General features: G+C 73.6%; 13 protein-coding genes. 11 read left to right on the top strand and 2 right to left on the bottom strand.

Annotation, left to right across the window (positions count from 1 at the left end; all coding sequences use genetic code 11):
- The first annotated feature begins 2 nt into the window (after positions 1 to 2).
- On the top strand, positions 3 to 650 hold the full coding sequence (locus ACFVGO_RS30295) for a methyltransferase (protein WP_359897937.1): 648 nt from the start codon (positions 3 to 5) through the stop codon (positions 648 to 650).
- A gap of 65 nt (positions 651 to 715) precedes the next feature.
- The gene (locus ACFVGO_RS30290; RefSeq protein WP_359897936.1) at positions 716 to 1687 is read left to right on the top strand and encodes a hypothetical protein; all 972 of its coding nucleotides are present in this window, start codon (positions 716 to 718) and stop codon (positions 1685 to 1687) included.
- Positions 1688 to 1771: 84 nt separating this feature from the next.
- On the opposite strand, the gene ACFVGO_RS30285 is transcribed toward ACFVGO_RS30290, so the two are convergent.
- A complete protein-coding gene (locus ACFVGO_RS30285; protein WP_359897935.1) occupies positions 1772 to 3016 on the bottom strand; it encodes an MFS transporter in 1245 nt (414 codons plus the stop codon).
- 828 nt (positions 3017 to 3844) lie between these two features.
- Between ACFVGO_RS30285 and ACFVGO_RS30280 the strand changes: the two genes are divergently transcribed.
- The 8 genes from ACFVGO_RS30280 (at position 3845) to ACFVGO_RS30245 (ending at position 13416) form a co-directional block, all read left to right on the top strand.
- Positions 3845 to 5572: an LCP family protein gene (locus tag ACFVGO_RS30280; protein WP_380357951.1), complete on the top strand. Its 1728-nt coding sequence runs from the start codon at positions 3845 to 3847 to the stop codon at positions 5570 to 5572.
- Between the two features lie 155 nt (positions 5573 to 5727).
- Complete coding sequence (locus ACFVGO_RS30275; RefSeq protein ID WP_380635182.1) at positions 5728 to 6270, top strand: SRPBCC domain-containing protein; 543 nt, start codon at positions 5728 to 5730, stop codon at positions 6268 to 6270.
- Between the two features lie 164 nt (positions 6271 to 6434).
- The gene (locus ACFVGO_RS30270) at positions 6435 to 7235 is read left to right on the top strand and encodes a VOC family protein (protein WP_359897932.1); all 801 of its coding nucleotides are present in this window, start codon (positions 6435 to 6437) and stop codon (positions 7233 to 7235) included.
- Positions 7236 to 7339: 104 nt separating this feature from the next.
- Positions 7340 to 8089, top strand: coding sequence for an HAD family hydrolase (locus tag ACFVGO_RS30265; protein WP_380635179.1), 750 nt, complete (start codon positions 7340 to 7342; stop codon positions 8087 to 8089).
- Between the two features lie 150 nt (positions 8090 to 8239).
- The gene (locus tag ACFVGO_RS30260) at positions 8240 to 10645 is read left to right on the top strand and encodes a glycoside hydrolase family 65 protein (RefSeq protein ID WP_380635177.1); all 2406 of its coding nucleotides are present in this window, start codon (positions 8240 to 8242) and stop codon (positions 10643 to 10645) included.
- A gap of 118 nt (positions 10646 to 10763) precedes the next feature.
- Positions 10764 to 12476, top strand: coding sequence for a pyruvate dehydrogenase (locus tag ACFVGO_RS30255; RefSeq protein ID WP_380635197.1), 1713 nt, complete (start codon positions 10764 to 10766; stop codon positions 12474 to 12476).
- Positions 12477 to 12559: 83 nt separating this feature from the next.
- Entirely contained in the window at positions 12560 to 13195 is a 636-nt protein-coding gene (locus tag ACFVGO_RS30250) for an XRE family transcriptional regulator (protein ID WP_359897928.1), read from the top strand.
- A gap of 32 nt (positions 13196 to 13227) precedes the next feature.
- Positions 13228 to 13416: a DUF6126 family protein gene (locus ACFVGO_RS30245; protein WP_359897927.1), complete on the top strand. Its 189-nt coding sequence runs from the start codon at positions 13228 to 13230 to the stop codon at positions 13414 to 13416.
- A 137-nt stretch (positions 13417 to 13553) separates the two neighbouring features.
- Here ACFVGO_RS30245 and ACFVGO_RS30240 read toward each other — a convergent pair whose 3' ends face one another.
- On the bottom strand, positions 13554 to 14996 hold the full coding sequence (locus ACFVGO_RS30240; protein ID WP_380635174.1) for a PLP-dependent aminotransferase family protein: 1443 nt from the start codon (positions 14994 to 14996) through the stop codon (positions 13554 to 13556).
- A gap of 233 nt (positions 14997 to 15229) precedes the next feature.
- Here ACFVGO_RS30240 and ACFVGO_RS30235 point away from each other — a divergent pair, with 233 nt between their 5' ends.
- Positions 15230 to 16105: a sigma-70 family RNA polymerase sigma factor gene (locus ACFVGO_RS30235; protein ID WP_380635195.1), complete on the top strand. Its 876-nt coding sequence runs from the start codon at positions 15230 to 15232 to the stop codon at positions 16103 to 16105.
- Positions 16106 to 16240: the final 135 nt, after the last annotated feature.

Raw genomic sequence — 16240 nt, 5'->3', positions numbered from 1 at the left:
ACATGACGACCTACTCGCGTGCCGACTACGGCCCGGTGTCCGTGTCCTACACGGCCGAACTCGACGGCGGCGGCAACACCTTCGGCCGGGCGTACGAGCCGTTCGTCCGGTCCCGGTTCGGCCGGGTCGGATCGGTCTTCGAGTGGTGCGCCGGCCCCGGGTTCATCGGCTTCTCCCTGCTGGCGGCCGGCCTGTGCGATTCGGTCGACCTGGGCGACGTGAACCCCGCCGCCGGGGACGCGGTCGAGCGGACCATCGCCGAGAACGGTCTGCGCGGCCGCGCCCGCTTCCACCTCTCCGACGGCTTCGACGACGTGCCGGCGGACCTCCGCTGGGACCTGATGGTCGGCAACCCGCCGCACGTCAACCAGGACGCGGCCGCCTCGGACTACCAGCGTTCCCACTCGCCGCTGATCTGGAAGGACACCGACTGGGCCATCCACGGTGCCTTCTACGACGCGGCGGCCGAGCGGCTGCGGCCCGGCGGCTCGGTCCTCATCCAGGAGAACCACCGGTTCTCCGCCCCGGAGGACTTCACGGAGATGGTCGGGAAGGCCGGCCTGGAGGTCGTCGGCGCCTTCGGATGCGGCGAGGGCCGCGAGGACTACTACTTCCTCTGGTCCCGGCTGCCCGGGTCCCGGACGTCCTGAGGCCCCCGCTCCGGGCACCCGTTCGACGCCGACCACCGGACACCACAGCGCGAGGAGAGCGCATCATGCCGCGTCCCACGACGAATCCCGTGATCACCTGGATCTACCAGTCCGAGGACCTCGACCCCGCGGGGGTCGAGGCGTTCGAACGGGGCATCACCCGGCGCTACTCGGCGCTCTCCCGGCCCCGCGGCCTCGACTTCCGGGTGATCAGCGCCACCGAACTGGTGCCGTCCTGCGTGGGTGGCAGGCCGGTCCTGCGCCACGGCGACGAGGACCTGCTGGAGCGGCGGCAGTGCTTCATCGTCGAGGACATGGCCACCGACCCGCAGGGCCTCCAGGCGCTGCGGGCCGTCTACCGCACCATCGAGGCGAGCGACTCCGTCCTGCTCAACCGCTCGTACACCGGCCCCGACTACCTGGAGCGCGACAAGCTCGCGCAGCTCCAGCACGCCGCCGGCCTGGGCATCCGGACCGCGGACACCGTCGCCGTGCCGCCCGGCAGGTACGCCCGGCGGGTGCTCGGGGAGGTGCGGCGCGGGCTCGGCGACGGCCCCTACATCGTCAAGCCCCGTGAACTGACCGGCGGTTACGGCGTGCTGCGGGTCGACTCCGAGCAGCAGCTCGGCGCGGTGGTCGACCTCGTCGCCCAGGCCGTCGGCGGGTACCTGGTGCAGCCGCTGATCCCGCACTCCGGCGACATGCGCGTCTTCATGGCCGACGGCGAGGTCGTCTCCTCGCTGACCCGCCGCCCCCGCCCCGGCGGCTACCTGGCGAGCGTCAGCCAGGGCGGGTCCGTGGAGGTGAACCGGGACCACGACCAGGTCGCGGACCAGTGCGCCCGCATCGCCCGGGACCTGCGGGCCGAGTGGATCTGCGTGGACTGGCTGATGACGGACTCCGGTCCGGTCCTCAACGAGTGGAGCACCGCTCACGGCGGCTTCACGGTGATGCCCGAGCCGGAACTCGGCAGGGTCGCCGACGCCTTCTTCGGCTGGATAGGCCGACGCTTCGAGGGGAAGCCGCCCGGCCGCTGAGCCCGGGACGGTCCGCGGGCCCGTGCCGCACCCGCCCGACAGAGCGGGCGCGGCCCGGGCCCTGCCCGTCGTCCGGACCGGGTCTCAGGCCCCGGCGGCCGGGCCGAACGCCCGGCGCAGCCGGACCGTCCAGACGATCACGGCCGCGAGCGCGATCGAGGCCACCGCCGTGGCCATCCCGGCCTGGATGCCGACGGAGACGGTGATGCTGCTGGCCACCAGCGCGCCGAGCGGGACGCCCAGGCCCGAGGACAGCATCCGGCGGGTGGTGTTGACGCGGCCCTGGAGCTCGGGCGGCGTCACCTCCTGGGAGTAGGTCATCGTGTTCACCAGGACGACGAGGTACGCCGTTCCCCACACGGCCAGGGCCACCAGCGCGACCAGCCAGTTCGAGGTGAGGACGACGACGAGGCCGAGCAGCGCCCCGACCGGCAGCACGCCGAGGAGCAGCGGGAAGGCCTCGAAGCGCCGCCGCAGCCGGGGCAGCAGCAGGGAGCCGCCGATGCCGCCGGCGCTCCAGGCCATGTAGAGCAGGCCGATCCGTCCGTCGGAGCCGTGGATGCCCAGCGCGCGGTCGGCGAAGACGACCAGCTGGCCGACGATGGCGCCGCCGGAGAACGACTGGAGGGTGCCGACCACGGTCATGATCCGCAGCGTGGGGTGGCCCGCCAGGAACCGCAGCCCCTGGCCTATGGACTCCTTGAAGCCCGGTCGCTCGGTGCCCGGGGCGGCGGTCCGCGGCGCGACGTTGACGACCGCCCTGATGAACAGCGCCGACACGGCGAAGCTCAGGGCGTCGAGGGCGAGCGTGCCGGCCGGGCGGAACAGCGCGATGAGGCCGCCCGCCACGGCGTTGCCGACGATGCGGACGACGGTCTCCGCCCCGTAGAGGGCGCTGTTGGCCTGGGTCAGGCCCTCCTTCCCGACGATGTCGGGGACGAAGCCGTAGACGCCCGCGTCGAAGAACAGGGCGAGGCCGGCGGACAGGAACGCCACCAGCATGACGTGCCATGCCGTCAGCGCCCCCAGGGCCCAGGCCAGGGGCACGGTGGCGAGGCAGAGGGCGTTGAGCCAGTCGGTGGCGATCATCAGGGTGCGGCGGTCCACGCGGTCCGCGACGGCGCCCGCGATCAGGCCGAAGGCCAGGTAGGGCAGCGTTCCGGCGGCCGCGACCAGGGAGACCAGCAGCGGCGACCCGCTCTCCTGGAAGACCAGGACGGGGAGCGCCACGGTGGTGATGGCGGACCCGAGGCCGGAAACGGCGCGGGAGAGCCAGAAGTTGCGGAACCCCTCGATGCGGCGGAGGGGGATCGCCTGCGCGGTTGACATCTCGTGATCGGTTTCCGTTCCTTCGGTGACGGTGACGGTGACGGTGACGGTGACGGTGACGGTGAGTGGTGCTGGTGGCGGCGTGGTGCGGCCCGGGCGGCGGGTGATCTCCTTGCGCCGGGGCGAATTCTGACGGCCCGACATTTCGCGCCGGGCGTCGCCGGTCCGGTGTGCCGCGGTGCCGCCGCGGTGGGGCGGGCGCCCGAAAGAAACGGCCGACACCCGGACCCGGGCCGGTGGCCGGGTGGGTGTCGACCGGAGCCGAGGGGGGTCTTCGCGGGGCCCGGGAGGGCGGGTTGTGCTTGCCGGGCCGCTCGTTGTCGGCGGACACGGGGGGTGCCGGCGTTCGGGCGGGCCGACGGTGACGTCTCCATAGCGCGGTGTCTCGGGCGGCCGGTTCGGAAATCACGAAACATTCGGCACTGTAACAGTTCGTTGCGCTCATGACACCCGTGTGCGGCGCATCGCGGATCTCCACGCGGCGCGGGCCGCGGGGGAGTGCGGCGAGCTCCGGAGCGGTCGGGGGGCGGGACGTCGCACAGTGGCGTGAGTCACGCTGGAATCGGGCGATTTCGGCTGTTCTGTCTGGATGTTGTCCGTTGATTGGTGGGATTGCCTCCGGGCCGGAGGTCGGTGATCGTGTCGGGCCTAAATATGATCGGAAGCCACGATCGTCGGTTAGTGGTGACGGTCGTATGTGCAACCTGGGAACGGTCCGGACCGTCTCTCTGTGTGCGGCGCGCCGGATCGTCAGGGGCGTCGCTTCCGTCGGTGAAAGGTACGCGCATGTCAGGTCGGAGGGGCGAGAGCCCGGCTCGGGGCGAAGGCGTGCCCGCGACGGAAGACGCCGCGGGCTCCGTGCCCTCCCCGCGTGCCGGCGGCCGGGCGGAGGCCCGTCGCGCCGCCCAGGGCAAGGGCGGACGCGGCGGTGGCGGCGGCGGGAAGGCGGAGGCCGCGTCGGCGGGTGGTGGCCGGGCCGCCGCCCGCAAGAGCGCCAAGCCCAAGAAGAACGTGAAGAAGATCGTCGCCTGGTCGACGGCGGGCGTGCTGGTGGTCATCGCCGGCGTCGGCGGCGCGATCTACCTCAAGCTGAACGCCAACATCAAGTCCTTCGACGCCGACGCGATAGCCCGCAACCGCCCTCCGGAGGCGAAGGCCGACGCGGACGGCAACAAGCCGGTCAACATCCTGCTGATCGGTTCGGACAGCCGCGGCAAGAACAACGCGGACCTCGGCGGCGGCGAGGACGGCGGCGCCCGTTCGGACACCACGATCCTGTTGCACGTCTACGCCGATCACAAGCACGCCGTGGGGATCTCGATACCGCGCAACGCCAAGGTCGAGCTGCCGTCCTGCAAGCTGCCCAACGGCAAGTGGACCAAGGGCGGCAACACCGATCTGTTCAACGCCGCGTTCTCGATGGGCGGCAGCGACGACGGCAACCCGGCCTGCACCCAGAACACGGTGGAGAAGCTCACCGGCATCCGCGTCGACCACACCCTCGTGGTCGACTTCAACGGCTTCGCCTCGATGACCTCGGCCGTCAACGGCGTGGACATCTGCCTGCCGAAGCCGATCTACGAGGGTGACATCAACCCCAAGCTGAAGAAGAAGGGCGACCTCGTCCTTCCGCAGGGCAAGCAGACCGTGGAGGGCCAGAAGGCGCTCGACTACGTCCGGCTGCGGCACGGCATCGGCGACGGCTCGGACATCGGCCGGATGAAGCGCCAGCAGGCGTTCCTCGGTTCGCTCGCCAGCAAGATCAAGAAGGATGGGATGAACCCCACCACCCTTCTGCCGCTGGCCGACGCGGCGACCAAGTCCCTGGTCGTCGACCCCGGCCTGGACTCCGCCGACAAGCTGCTCTCCTTCGGCCTGTCGCTGAAGAACATCGACATGCACGACCTCAAGTTCGTGACGGTCCCGTGGCGTTACCGCACCCAGGACCAGGACCTCGACCTGGTCCAGGCGGACGCCGGCAAGCTCTGGGAGACCCTCAAGGCCGACCAGACCATCGACGGCCAGAACGCCACCGGCCAGCAGCCGGACGCCCCGGCCGACGGCACCAGCCCGGCCCCGCAGCAGCCCGCGCCGCCCACCACCCCGGCCGCCCCGGCCGCGGACACCGCCAACTCGGCGATCAGGGTGGCGGTCTACAACGGAACGAGCGTCAACGGCCTGGCCGGCAAGGCGACCGAGCAGTTGAAGGGCGCCAAGTTCGCCGCCAGCACGGCGGGCCAGGCGGCGAGCACCAAGTACAAGACCACCACGATCGAGTACGGATCCGGGCAGAAGGCGAACGCCGAGAAGGTCGCCGCGCTGTTCCCGGGCGCCGGCCTGGAGCCCAGCAGCGCCCGGGGCATCTCGGTGATCGCCGGCCAGGACTTCGCCGCCGCGATGGGGATGGCCACCGGCGCCCCGGCCGGCGGCGGCGCGACGGCCGCCACCCCGGGCGTCCCGGCGCCCCCGCAGCCGCTGCCTACCACCATCACCAACGACGCCCGTTCCGCGGACGACGACATCTGCGCGAACACCAGCTACGGCAGCGGCGGCTGACCGAACCCACCGGGTACCACGGGGACGACCCCCGGGCCGGCGTCCTCCGGGGCGCGCGGGCCCGGGGGTCGTGCCATGGTGGGCCTGGGGCCGTACGTCCCGGGGGCCGAACTCCCCCGGGCGGGGACCCAGCGGTCACCGCGAAAGGCGGACCCATGCCCGAGATCGCCCTCCAGTTCGACATCGCCGCGCCCCGGGCCGTGGTGCTCGCCGCGCTCACCACGCACGACGGGCTGACCTCCTGGTGGACCACCGGCGTGGACCGGGACGGCGACGTCCTGCTGTTCGACTTCCCCGACGTCCCCGAGCCGTTCCGGCTGCGGGTGGAGCGGGCCGACCCGGACCGGGTGGTGTGGACCAACGCCGGTTCCTTCCCGCCGCACTGGGCCGGCACCTGGATCAGCTGGGACCTGGCCGAGCCGCCCGCGGTCCCCGGCGTCCACGCGGCCCCCGGTGTCCCGTCGGCGGCCCCCGACCGGTCGGGGGGCGCCGAGGCCCCCGCCGCCCCGGACCGGCCCGCCGCGTCCGGGCGCACCCGGCTGCTGTTCCGGCACGGCGGCTGGCAGCCGGGCAGCGAGGAGGGCGTCCCGGCGGTGGCCGGCACCTGGGCCGAACTGCTGGTCCGGCTCAAGGACTACGCGCAGAGCGGCAAGGTGCAGCCCTACTTCGTCACCGCCCACCGCCACGACGCCCCGTGAGCACTCCGTGAGCACCCCGTGGGCGCCCGGTGACGGCCCGGCGGCCGGTCGCCCGCCAGGGCGCCGTCCGGTGGCGGGATCGCGGCGGCGGGCCGATGGTGGCGGTGTACCGCCGTCGTCCCGACCACCACAGCCGGCCACCACCGCCTCCGGGAGGCCCAGCAATGCCCGTAGTCACCGATCCGTACACGCCCGGCACCCCGTGCTGGGTCGACCTGATGGCGAGCGACCAGCAGGCCGCGCTCGACTTCTACCGCGACCTGTTCGGCTGGCAGGGCGAGGTCGGCCCGGCCGAATTCGGCGGCTACGCCGTGTGCCTGCTCAACGGCCGGCCGGTCGCCGGGATCATGGCGCAGATGGCGCCCGAGGGGCAGCCGGTGCCGCCCGTCGCCTGGACCACCTACCTCGCCTCGGACGACGCCGACGCGGCCCGGACCTCCATCACGGAGGCCGGCGGCACCGTCCTGTACGACCCGATGGACGTCGGCACGATCGGGCGGATGCTGGTCGCCGCCGACCCGACCGGCGCGGTGTTCGGGGTCTGGCAGGCGATGGACTTCATCGGCGCCGGCGTGGTCAACGAGCCCGGCGCGCTGGTCTGGAACGAGCTCAACACCGCCGACACCGGGACGGCCGGCAGCTTCTACCAGCCGGCCCTCGGGCTGCGCCCGGCCACCATCCAGGGCATGGACGGCTACTTCTCGCTCAACGTCGGCGACCGCACGGTGGGCGGCATGCAGGCGATCCCCGGCTACCTGGCGCCCGGCACGCCCTCGCACTGGATGACCTACTTCTCGGTGGACAGCGCCGACTCCACGGTGGACGCCCTGGTCAAGGCCGGCGGCTCGGTGATCCAGCCGGCCTTCGACATGCAGTCCGGCCGGATGGCGGTGGTCCAGGACCCGCAGGGCGCGGTCTTCGCGGTCGTCGAGCCGCCCGAGGCGCAGATGCCCGACTCGCCGTAACCCCGTCCGGTCCCGTCCCGGCCGGGCCTCCGGAAGCCGCCCTTCCCGCGACGCGCCGCCGGGAAATGGGCGGCTTCCCCCCGTTCCCGGGTAAGACTGCACCCATGCTGGGGCTACCGGACGACATCCGTGCTTTCCTCTTCGACCTCGACGGGGTGCTCACCCAGACCGCGAAGGTGCACGCCGCGGCCTGGAAGGACACCTTCGACGCCTTCCTGCGCGCCGAAGCCGCCCGCACCGGCGGGCAGTTCGTCCCCTTCGACGCCGTCACCGACTACGACACCTACGTGGACGGGCGCCCGCGCCTGGACGGCACCCGCGCGTTCCTGCTCGGCCGGGGCATCGAACTGCCCGAGGGCACCCCGGAGGACCCGCCCAACTCCCGTACCGTGCAAGGGATCAGTCGGGCCAAGAACGACACCGTGCTGCGGCTGATCCGTGAGCGGGGCGTCCAGCCGTACCGGGGTTCGGTGGACTACGTGCACCGGCTGCGCGCGGCCGGGCTGCCCAGCGCCGTGGTCTCCTCCAGCGCCAACTGCCGCGACGTGCTGCGGGCGGCCGGGATCGAGGAGCTGTTCGAGGTGATCGTGGACGGCAACGTCGCCAAGGCCGAGGGCCTGCCCGGCAAGCCCGCCCCCGACACCTACCTGTACGCCGCCCGCGTCCTCGGCGTCGAACCCGCCCGCGCCGCGGTCTTCGAGGACGCGCTCGCCGGGGTCGCCTCCGGCCGGGCCGGCGGCTTCGGCGCGGTGGTCGGGGTGGACCGCACCGGCCAGGCCGCCGAACTGCGCCGGGACGGCGCGACCGTGGTGGTCCAGGACCTCTCCGAGCTCCTGGGGGAGGGGGGAGCGTGAGCGGGCGCAGCGAGCGAATCATCGAGAGGCGCGTGTGGGCGAATGCCTCTGCCGAGCGCGGCGAGGTGGGTGCATGAGCGAGCGCAGCGAGCGAATCATGGAAAGGTGCGTGTGGGCGAATGCCTCTGCCGAGCGCAGCGAGGTGGGTGCATGAGTCCCGGGGACAACTTCGCGATCGACCCCTGGCAGATCACCGAACAGGGCCTCGACCTGGCCTCGATGGCCCGCGCCGAGTCCGTCTTCGCGCTGTCCAACGGGCACATCGGCCTGCGCGCCAACCTGGACGAGGGCGAGCCGCACGGCCTGCCCGGCACCTACCTCAACGGTGTCTTCGAACTGCGCCCGCTGCCGTACGGCGAGGGCGGCTACGGCTACCCGGAGTCCAGCCAGAGCGTCATCAACGTGACCAACGGCAAGATCATCCGGCTGCTGGTGGACGACGAGCCCTTCGATCTGCGCTACGGCGAACTCGTCAGCCACAAGCGCTGGTTGGACTTCCGCGAGGGCCTGCTGCACCGCGAGGCCGAGTGGACCTCCCCGGCCGGGCGGACGATCAAGGTGCGCTCCTCCCGGCTGGTCTCGCTCACCCAGCGCGCGATCGCCGCCGTCGAGTACAGCGTCGAGGCGGTGGACGGCCCGGTGCGGATCGTGCTCCAGTCCGAGCTGGTCGCCAACGAGCAGCTGCCCGGCGGCCCCGAGGGCGACCCGCGGGCCGCCGCCGTGATGGAGGCGCCGCTGCAGCCCGAGGCGCACCACGCCAGCGCCACCAAGGCCGTCCTGGTGCACCGCACCCGCTACAGCGGCATCCGGGTCGCGGCCGGGATGGACCACATCATCGAGGGCCCGGAGAAGTCCGACACCGTCGCCGAGTCCGAGGCCGACCACTGCCGGATCAGCGCCACCACCGTGCTCAAGGCCGGCCAGCGGCTGCGGCTGACCAAGTTCATCGCCTACGGCTGGTCCGGCACCCGCTCGCTGCCCGCCGTCCGGGACCAGGTGGAGGCCGCGCTGACCGCCGCCCGCTACACCGGCTGGGACGGGCTGGTCGCCGAACAGGCCGCGTTCCTCAAGGAGTTCTGGGAGACCAGCGACATCGCGATCGAGGGCGACGTCGAGCTCCAGCAGGCCGTCCGGTTCGCCGTCTTCCACGTCCTGCAGGCGGGCGCCCGCAGCGAGGAGCGGGCCATCCCCGCCAAGGGCCTGACCGGGCCCGGCTACGACGGGCACAGCTTCTGGGACACCGAGACCTTCGTCCTGCCGGTGCTCACCTACTGCCTGCCCGCCGCCGTCAACCAGGCCCTGCGCTGGCGGCACACCACCCTGCCGCTGGCCCGCGAGCGGGCCGTCCAACTCGGCCTGTCCGGCGCGGTGTTCCCGTGGCGGACGATCCGCGGCGAGGAGTGCTCCGGGTACTGGCCGGCCGGTACCGCGGCCTTCCACATCGGCGCCGACATCGCCGCCGCCGTCGCCCGCTACGTCCGGGCCACCGGCGACGCCGAGTTCGAGCGCGAGTACGGGCTCGAACTGCTCGTCGAGACCGCCCGGATGTGGCGCTCGCTCGGCCACCACGACGTGTCCGGGAAGTTCCGCATCGAGGGCGTCACCGGCCCCGACGAGTACAGCGCCGTCGCGGACAACAACGTCTTCACCAACCTGATGGCGCAGAGCAACCTGCGGGCCGCCGCCGAGGCCGCCGTCCGCCACCCGCACGAGGCCTCGCTGCTCGGCGTGGACACCGAGGAGACCGCCGCCTGGCGCGACGCGGCCGCCGCGATGTACATCCCGTACGACGAGGACCTCGGCGTCCACCCGCAGGCCGACGGCTTCACCCACCACCAGGTCTGGGACTTCGAGCGGACCCCGCCGGAGAAGTACCCGCTGCTGCTGCACTTCCCGTACTTCGACCTGTACCGCAAGCAGGTGGTCAAGCAGGCCGACCTGGTGCTCGCCATGCAGGTCCGCGGCGACGCCTTCACCGACGAGCAGAAGGCCCGCAACTTCGCCTACTACGAGCGGCTGACCGTCCGGGACTCCTCGCTCTCCGCCTGCACCCAGGCGGTCATCGCCGCCGAGGTCGGCCAGCTCGACCTCGCCTACGACTACACGGCCGAGGCGGCGCTGATGGACCTGCACGACCTCGGCGGCAACACCCGGGACGGCCTGCACATGGCCTCGCTCGCCGGGGCCTGCATCGCCCTGGTGGCCGGCTTCGGCGGGCTGCGCGACCACAGCGAGACGCTCTCGTTCCGGCCGCGGCTGCCGTCCGGGCTGATGCGGCTGAGCTTCTCGCTGCTGGTGCGCGGGCACCTGCTCGGCGTCGAGATCACCCATGAGCGCACGACGTACACGCTGCGCCGCGGCGAGGTCCTCCACCTGCGGCACGACGGTGAGGCGGTGCGGGTCGAGTCCGGTTCCCCGGTCACCCTGGCGACCACCGTCCCGCCCGCGCAGGAGCGGGTCGCCCAGCCCCCGGGCCGCGAACCCGGCCGCCGCCAGCCCCAGGCCGGCCTCGCGGCCGGCAAGCTCGGTCAGCAGGACCACCTGGCGGCCGAGTAGCCCGTACCCCGCTCACTCCTTCGGCCCGCCCCGGCTGCGCCCGCCACCTCCCCGGCGGAGGGTGCAGGTGTCCCGTGGCGACCGAAGGAGCACAGCCGTGGTGAGCGTGGCCGAACAGATGGTGGAAGTGCTCCGGCAGGCCGGGGTGGAGCGGGTCTACGGCGTCGTCGGCGACAGCCTCAACCCCGTGGTGGACGCGATCCGCCGGGCCGACGGCATCAGCTGGGTGCACGTGCGCAACGAGGAGGCCGGGGCCTTCGCGGCCGCCGCCGAGGCCGAACTCTCCGGCCGGCTCGCGGTCTGCGCCGGGTCCTGCGGCCCCGGCAACACCCACCTGATCCAGGGCTTGTACGACGCCCAGCGCAGCGGCCTGCCCGTGCTCGCGCTCGCCTCCCACATCCCGTCCGGGCAGATCGGCACCGGCTTCTTCCAGGAGACCCACCCCGAGCGGGTGTTCACCGACTGCAGCAACTGGTGCGAGATGCTCTCCACCCCGGCCCAGCTGCCCCGCCTGCTGCGGGTCGCCGTCCAGCACGCGCTCGGCTCGCACGGCGTCTCGGTGCTCGCCTTCCCCGGGGACGTCGCCGCGCTGACCGCCGCCGCACCCACCGGCACCAGCCACTTCCTCACCGAGGAGGCCGTCGCCGCGCCGCCCTGGTCCCAGGTGCAGGAGCTGGCCCGGCTGCTCAACGCGGCCCGCAAGGTGGTCCTGTTCTGCGGCGCCGGGGTGCGCGCGGCGCACGCCGAGGTGATGGCGGCCGCGCAGGCCCTGAACGCGCCGATCGGCCACTCCCTGCGCGGCAAGGAATGGATCCAGTTCGACAACCCGTACGACGTCGGCATGAGCGGACTGCTCGGCTACGGCGCCTGCCACGAGGCGCTGCACTCCGCCGACCTGGTGCTGCTGCTCGGCACCGACTTCCCGTACGACTCCTTCCTGCCGCAGGCGCACACCGTCCAGGTCGACCACGACGCCACCCGGCTCGGCCGCCGCACCCCGCTCGACCTGGCCGTCCACGGCGACGTGGCCGCCACCCTGCGGGCCGTGCTGCCGCTGCTGGACGCCACCCGGGACCGCGCCTTCCTGGACGGGATGCTGCGCAAGCACTGCCGGGCGCTGGAGGACGTGATCGGCGCGTACACCCGGGACATCGAGAAGCACCTGCCGATCCACCCCGAGTACGTCGCCTCGGTGCTGGACGAGGTGGCCGCCGAGGACGCGGTGTTCACCGTGGACACCGGCATGAACAACGTCTGGGCCGCCCGCTACCTCCGGCCCAACGGCCGCCGCCGGGTGATCGGCTCCTTCCTGCACGGCTCGATGGCCAACGCCCTCCCGCACGCGATCGGCGCCCAGCTCGCCTGCCCGGGGCGGCAGGTGGTCGCGATGGCGGGCGACGGCGGGATCGGCATGCTGCTCGGCGAGCTGCTCACGGTGGCCAAGCACCGGCTGCCGGTGAAGACGGTGGTCTTCAACAACGGCGCACTGGGCATGATCAAGCTGGAGATGCTGGTCTCCGGCTACCCGGAGTCCGAGATCGACAACGGGGACGTGGACTACGCCGGGATCGCCCGGGCGATGGGCATCCAGGCCAAGCGGGTCACCGAGCCGGCCCGGGTCCGGGAGGTGCTGGCGGAGGCGCTGGAGCGGCCGGGTCCGGCCCTGGTGGACGTGGTCACCGACCCCAACGCGCTGTCCGTCCCGCCGCACATCACCGCCGCCCAGCTGAAGGGCTTCGCCCTGGCGGCGGGCCGGACGGTGCTCTCGGGCGGCGTCGGGCGCATGATCGACCTGGCCCGGAGCAATCTGCGGAACATCCCGCGGCCGTGAACGCCGGGGGCGGGACCCTCCGGGGCTCTTGCCTCTGAGGCAAATTTCTTGCCCCTGCGGCACGCCGGGTGTCCACTGGACACATGACCAGCAGCTCCACCGGTGCCGCCACGACCGGCGAACAGCTCGACGACCAGGAGGTCGCCGGCCTCGCCGCCCGCCTCCGTGAGCACCGGCTCAGCAGTCGCCTCACGCTGGAGGTGGCCGCCGGACGGGTCGGACTCTCCCCAGCCTATCTGTCCCGACTGGAGACCGGCCGACGGCAGCCCTCGCTGCCCGTCCTGCTCGGCCTCGCCCGCGCGTACGGGACCTCGGTCTCCGGCCTGCTCGGCGAGACCCTCGCCGAGCCGGACCCGATCGTCCGCGGCGGCGCCATCGAGCCCGGCCGGGCCGGCGGCTGGGGCTACCGGCGGGCCGGCGCCCCCGGCCGCGCCATGCAGGCCCTGCGGGTGCACGTCCCGCCGGGCGTGCAGGACTCGGTGGTCCGGGTCCACCCGGGCGAGGAGTGGCTGTACGTCCTGAAGGGCGCGCTCCGGGTCACCCTCGGCGACCGCGTCCACCAGCTCGGGGTGGGCGACTCCGCCCACTACGACTCGCTCACGCCGCACTGCATCGCCGCGGAGTCGGACAGCGGCGTCGAACTGCTCTTCGTCCACACCCTGCTGCAGAGCCCCGGCGGCGAACTCTGCCTCGGCGGCGGCCCCGCCGCCGTTCACTGACCAGCCGTCAGAACACCCCGGAGGAGATCACCATGGCCGATCCCACCACCACCGCCACCCCGGCCGGTGCCGCCGACACCGCCGCGGGTCCGAAGACCATGGACGCCGGCAAGTGGGCCAACAAGCGCGTCTACCACCGCCTGGTGATCTACACGGCCGGCATCCACATCTTCGCCGGCTTCATCATCCTCCTGTTCGAACTGGGCAGCCGCAACAAGTAGTTCGAACCCCTGACCGTCCGCCCGCCCCCACCCCCGAGGGAGGCGGGCGGACCACCTCCCCGAACCGGCCCCGCCGGCCGACCCCGGCGGCGGGGCCCCGGCTTCACCGGCCCGGCCCGGCCTACCGCCCGCCCCGCTCACGCCCCGCGCAGCAGCTCGCACAGGGCCCGGACGGCCCCGGCGAAGGCGTGCTCCGGCGGGGTGGCGTAGCCGATGACCAGGGCGGGCGGGGCTTCGGCGGTGGCCGGGGCGACGCGGTGCCGGGTGAGGCCGCCGAGGGAGAGGCCGGCCTGCTGGGCACGGGCGACGAGTTCGGCCTCCGGGGTGGAGCCGGGCGGCAGCTGGAGCACGGCGTGCAGGCCGGCCGCGATGCCGGTGACCCGGACGTGCGGGGCGTGTTCGGCGAGCGCCGAGACCAGGTGGTCGCGCCGGCGCCGGTAGTGCAGGCGGCAGCGCCGCACGTGGCGGTCGTAGGTGCCGGAGGTGATCAGTTCCGCCAGCGTCAGCTGGTCCAGCACCGGGGACATCGTGTCGGCCAGCGACTTGAGCCGGGCGACCGGCTCGACCAGCGCGTCCGGCAGGGCCAGCCAGGCCAGCCGCAGGCCCGGTGCGAGGCTCTTGGCGGCCGTTCCGGCGTACACCACCCGCTCCGGGTCCAGCGCCTGCATGGCGCCGAGCGGCTGCCGGTCGTAGCGGAACTCGCCGTCGTAGTCGTCCTCGACGACGTACCGGTCGTGCTCCCGCGCCCACCGCACCGCCGCCGCCCGCCGGTCGGCGGAGAGCGCCGCGCCGGTGGGGTACTGGTGGGCCGGGGTGAGCAGGACGGCGCCCGCCCGGCTGTCGAGCCGGTCCACCAGGGCGCCGTCCGCGTCCAGCGGCACCGGGGCGGTGGCGAGCCCGGCGGCCCGGGCGACCGCGTGCTGCGGCGGCAGCCCGTACTCCTCGACGGCCAGAGCGCGGGCGCCGCGTTCCCGCAGGGCGGCGCAGAGCAGGCCGAGGCCCTGGGTGACGCCGGTGCAGACGAGCAGGTGGTCGGGGTCGGTGCGGACGCCGCGGACCCGGGCCAGGTAGTGGGTGAGCGCCTGCCGCAGTTCGATCCGGCCGAGTGGGCTGCCGTAGTCGAGGGCCTCGTGCGGTGCGGTGGCGAGGGCGCGGCGGGCGGCGGCGAGCCAGGCGGTGCGGGGGAAGAGCGAGAGGTCGGGCCGTCCGGACATCAGGTCGTACCGGGCGGTCGGGCGCCCCGGCGACGGTCGGGGGGCCGGCCGCCGGCCCTGGGGCGGCTCCGGCGCGGCCCGTCGGGCGACGGTGGTTCCGGAGCCCTGCCGGGAGCTGAGCCAGCCTTCCGCGGTGAGCTGGCCGTACGCCTCGACCACGGTGTTGCGGGCGATCCCGAGGTCCTCGCCGAGCGCCCGGGAGGACGGCAGCCGGGTGCCGGGGGCGAGCCGCCCGTCCTGGACGGCCTCGCGCAGCGCGTCCTCCAGGGCGGCCCGCAGTCCGGCGCCGGCGGCCCGCCGCTCGGTGAGGTCCAGGTGCAGGTCGCCGCCGAAGGTGGTCCAGGAGGTGGTCCGGGAGGTGCTCACGAGCCCCATTCTCGCGCGGCGGGGCGGCGGGGTGCCGGGGGCCACCAGGTGGTGCCGGCGGGCTCCTCGATGGTGGTGGTGGCGGTGGTGCGGGTGGTGGTCATGGTGTCCTCCCGGTCGGTTAGCGTCCGTCACTGGACCGACGGATCCCGACGCGAGGATGTGACAGGGTGAGCGAGGAAAACCCCCCGGCCGAGCCGGCCGAACCCGCCGAACCGGCCGAGCCCGCCGAACTGGCCGAACTGGCCCGGCGTTTCGAGGCGGAGCGCCCCCAACTGCGGGCGGTGGCCTACCGGATGCTCGGGTCGATCGCCGAGGCCGAGGACGCCGTCCAGGAGGCCTGGCTGAAGCTGGGCCGCAGTGACGCGGGCGGGGTGCGCAACCTCGGGGCCTGGCTCACCACGGTCGTCGGCCGGGTCTGCCTGGACCAGTTGCGCTCCCGCGCCTCCCGCCGGGAGGACCCGATGCCCGAGCAGGAGGACCGGGTGCGGCTGCCGGACCCGGTGGTCGGCGGGCTGTCGGCGCTGGACCCGGTGCACGGGGTCCTGGTCGCGGACTCGGTCGGGATCGCGCTGATGGTGGTGCTGGAGACGCTCTCCCCGGCGGAGCGGGTGGCCTTCGTGCTGCACGACATGTTCGAGGTGCCCTTCGACGGGATCGCCGAGGTGCTGGGCCGCACCTCCGCCTCCACCCGGCAGCTGGCCAGCCGCGCCCGCCGCCGGGTCCAGGGCGCGACCCCTGCCGCGGACTCCGACAACGCCCGCAAGCGCACGGTGGTGGAGGCCTTCCTGAGCGCCGCCCGGGGCGGCGACTTCGACGCCCTGTTGACCGTGCTCGACCCGGACGTGGTGGCCCGGTCGGACGGCGGCACGCTGGTCCCGAGCGCGCTGCGCCGTGGTGCGGCGGACGTCGCCTCGCAGGCGATCACGTTCGCCCGCTTCGCCGCCGAGGGCCGGATCGTGCTGGTCAACGGCTCGCCCGGGGTGGTGTCCTTCGCCGAGGGCCGTCCGCTGTCGGTCATGTCGTTCACCGTCCGCGGGGGCCGCATCACCGCGCTGGACATCCTCACCGATCCCGTCCGCCTGGCCGCCCTGGGCCTCACGGCGTGACCGGTCGGGGCGCCCGGCCGGCTGCCGGGCGGCCCAGGCCGGGGATCAGGCCCACCCGCCCCCGGCCCAGAGGTTTTTCCCAGTTAGCCAGCACCCTTTCGGCCCGGCCAGGAAGGCAACGACATCCGCGACGTC

The sequence above is a fragment of the Kitasatospora sp. NPDC057738 genome, assembly GCF_042798815.1.
GTDB classification, from domain to species: domain Bacteria; phylum Actinomycetota; class Actinomycetes; order Streptomycetales; family Streptomycetaceae; genus Kitasatospora; species Kitasatospora lactacystinica.
This window is presented reverse-complemented; position numbering and strand designations above follow the sequence as displayed.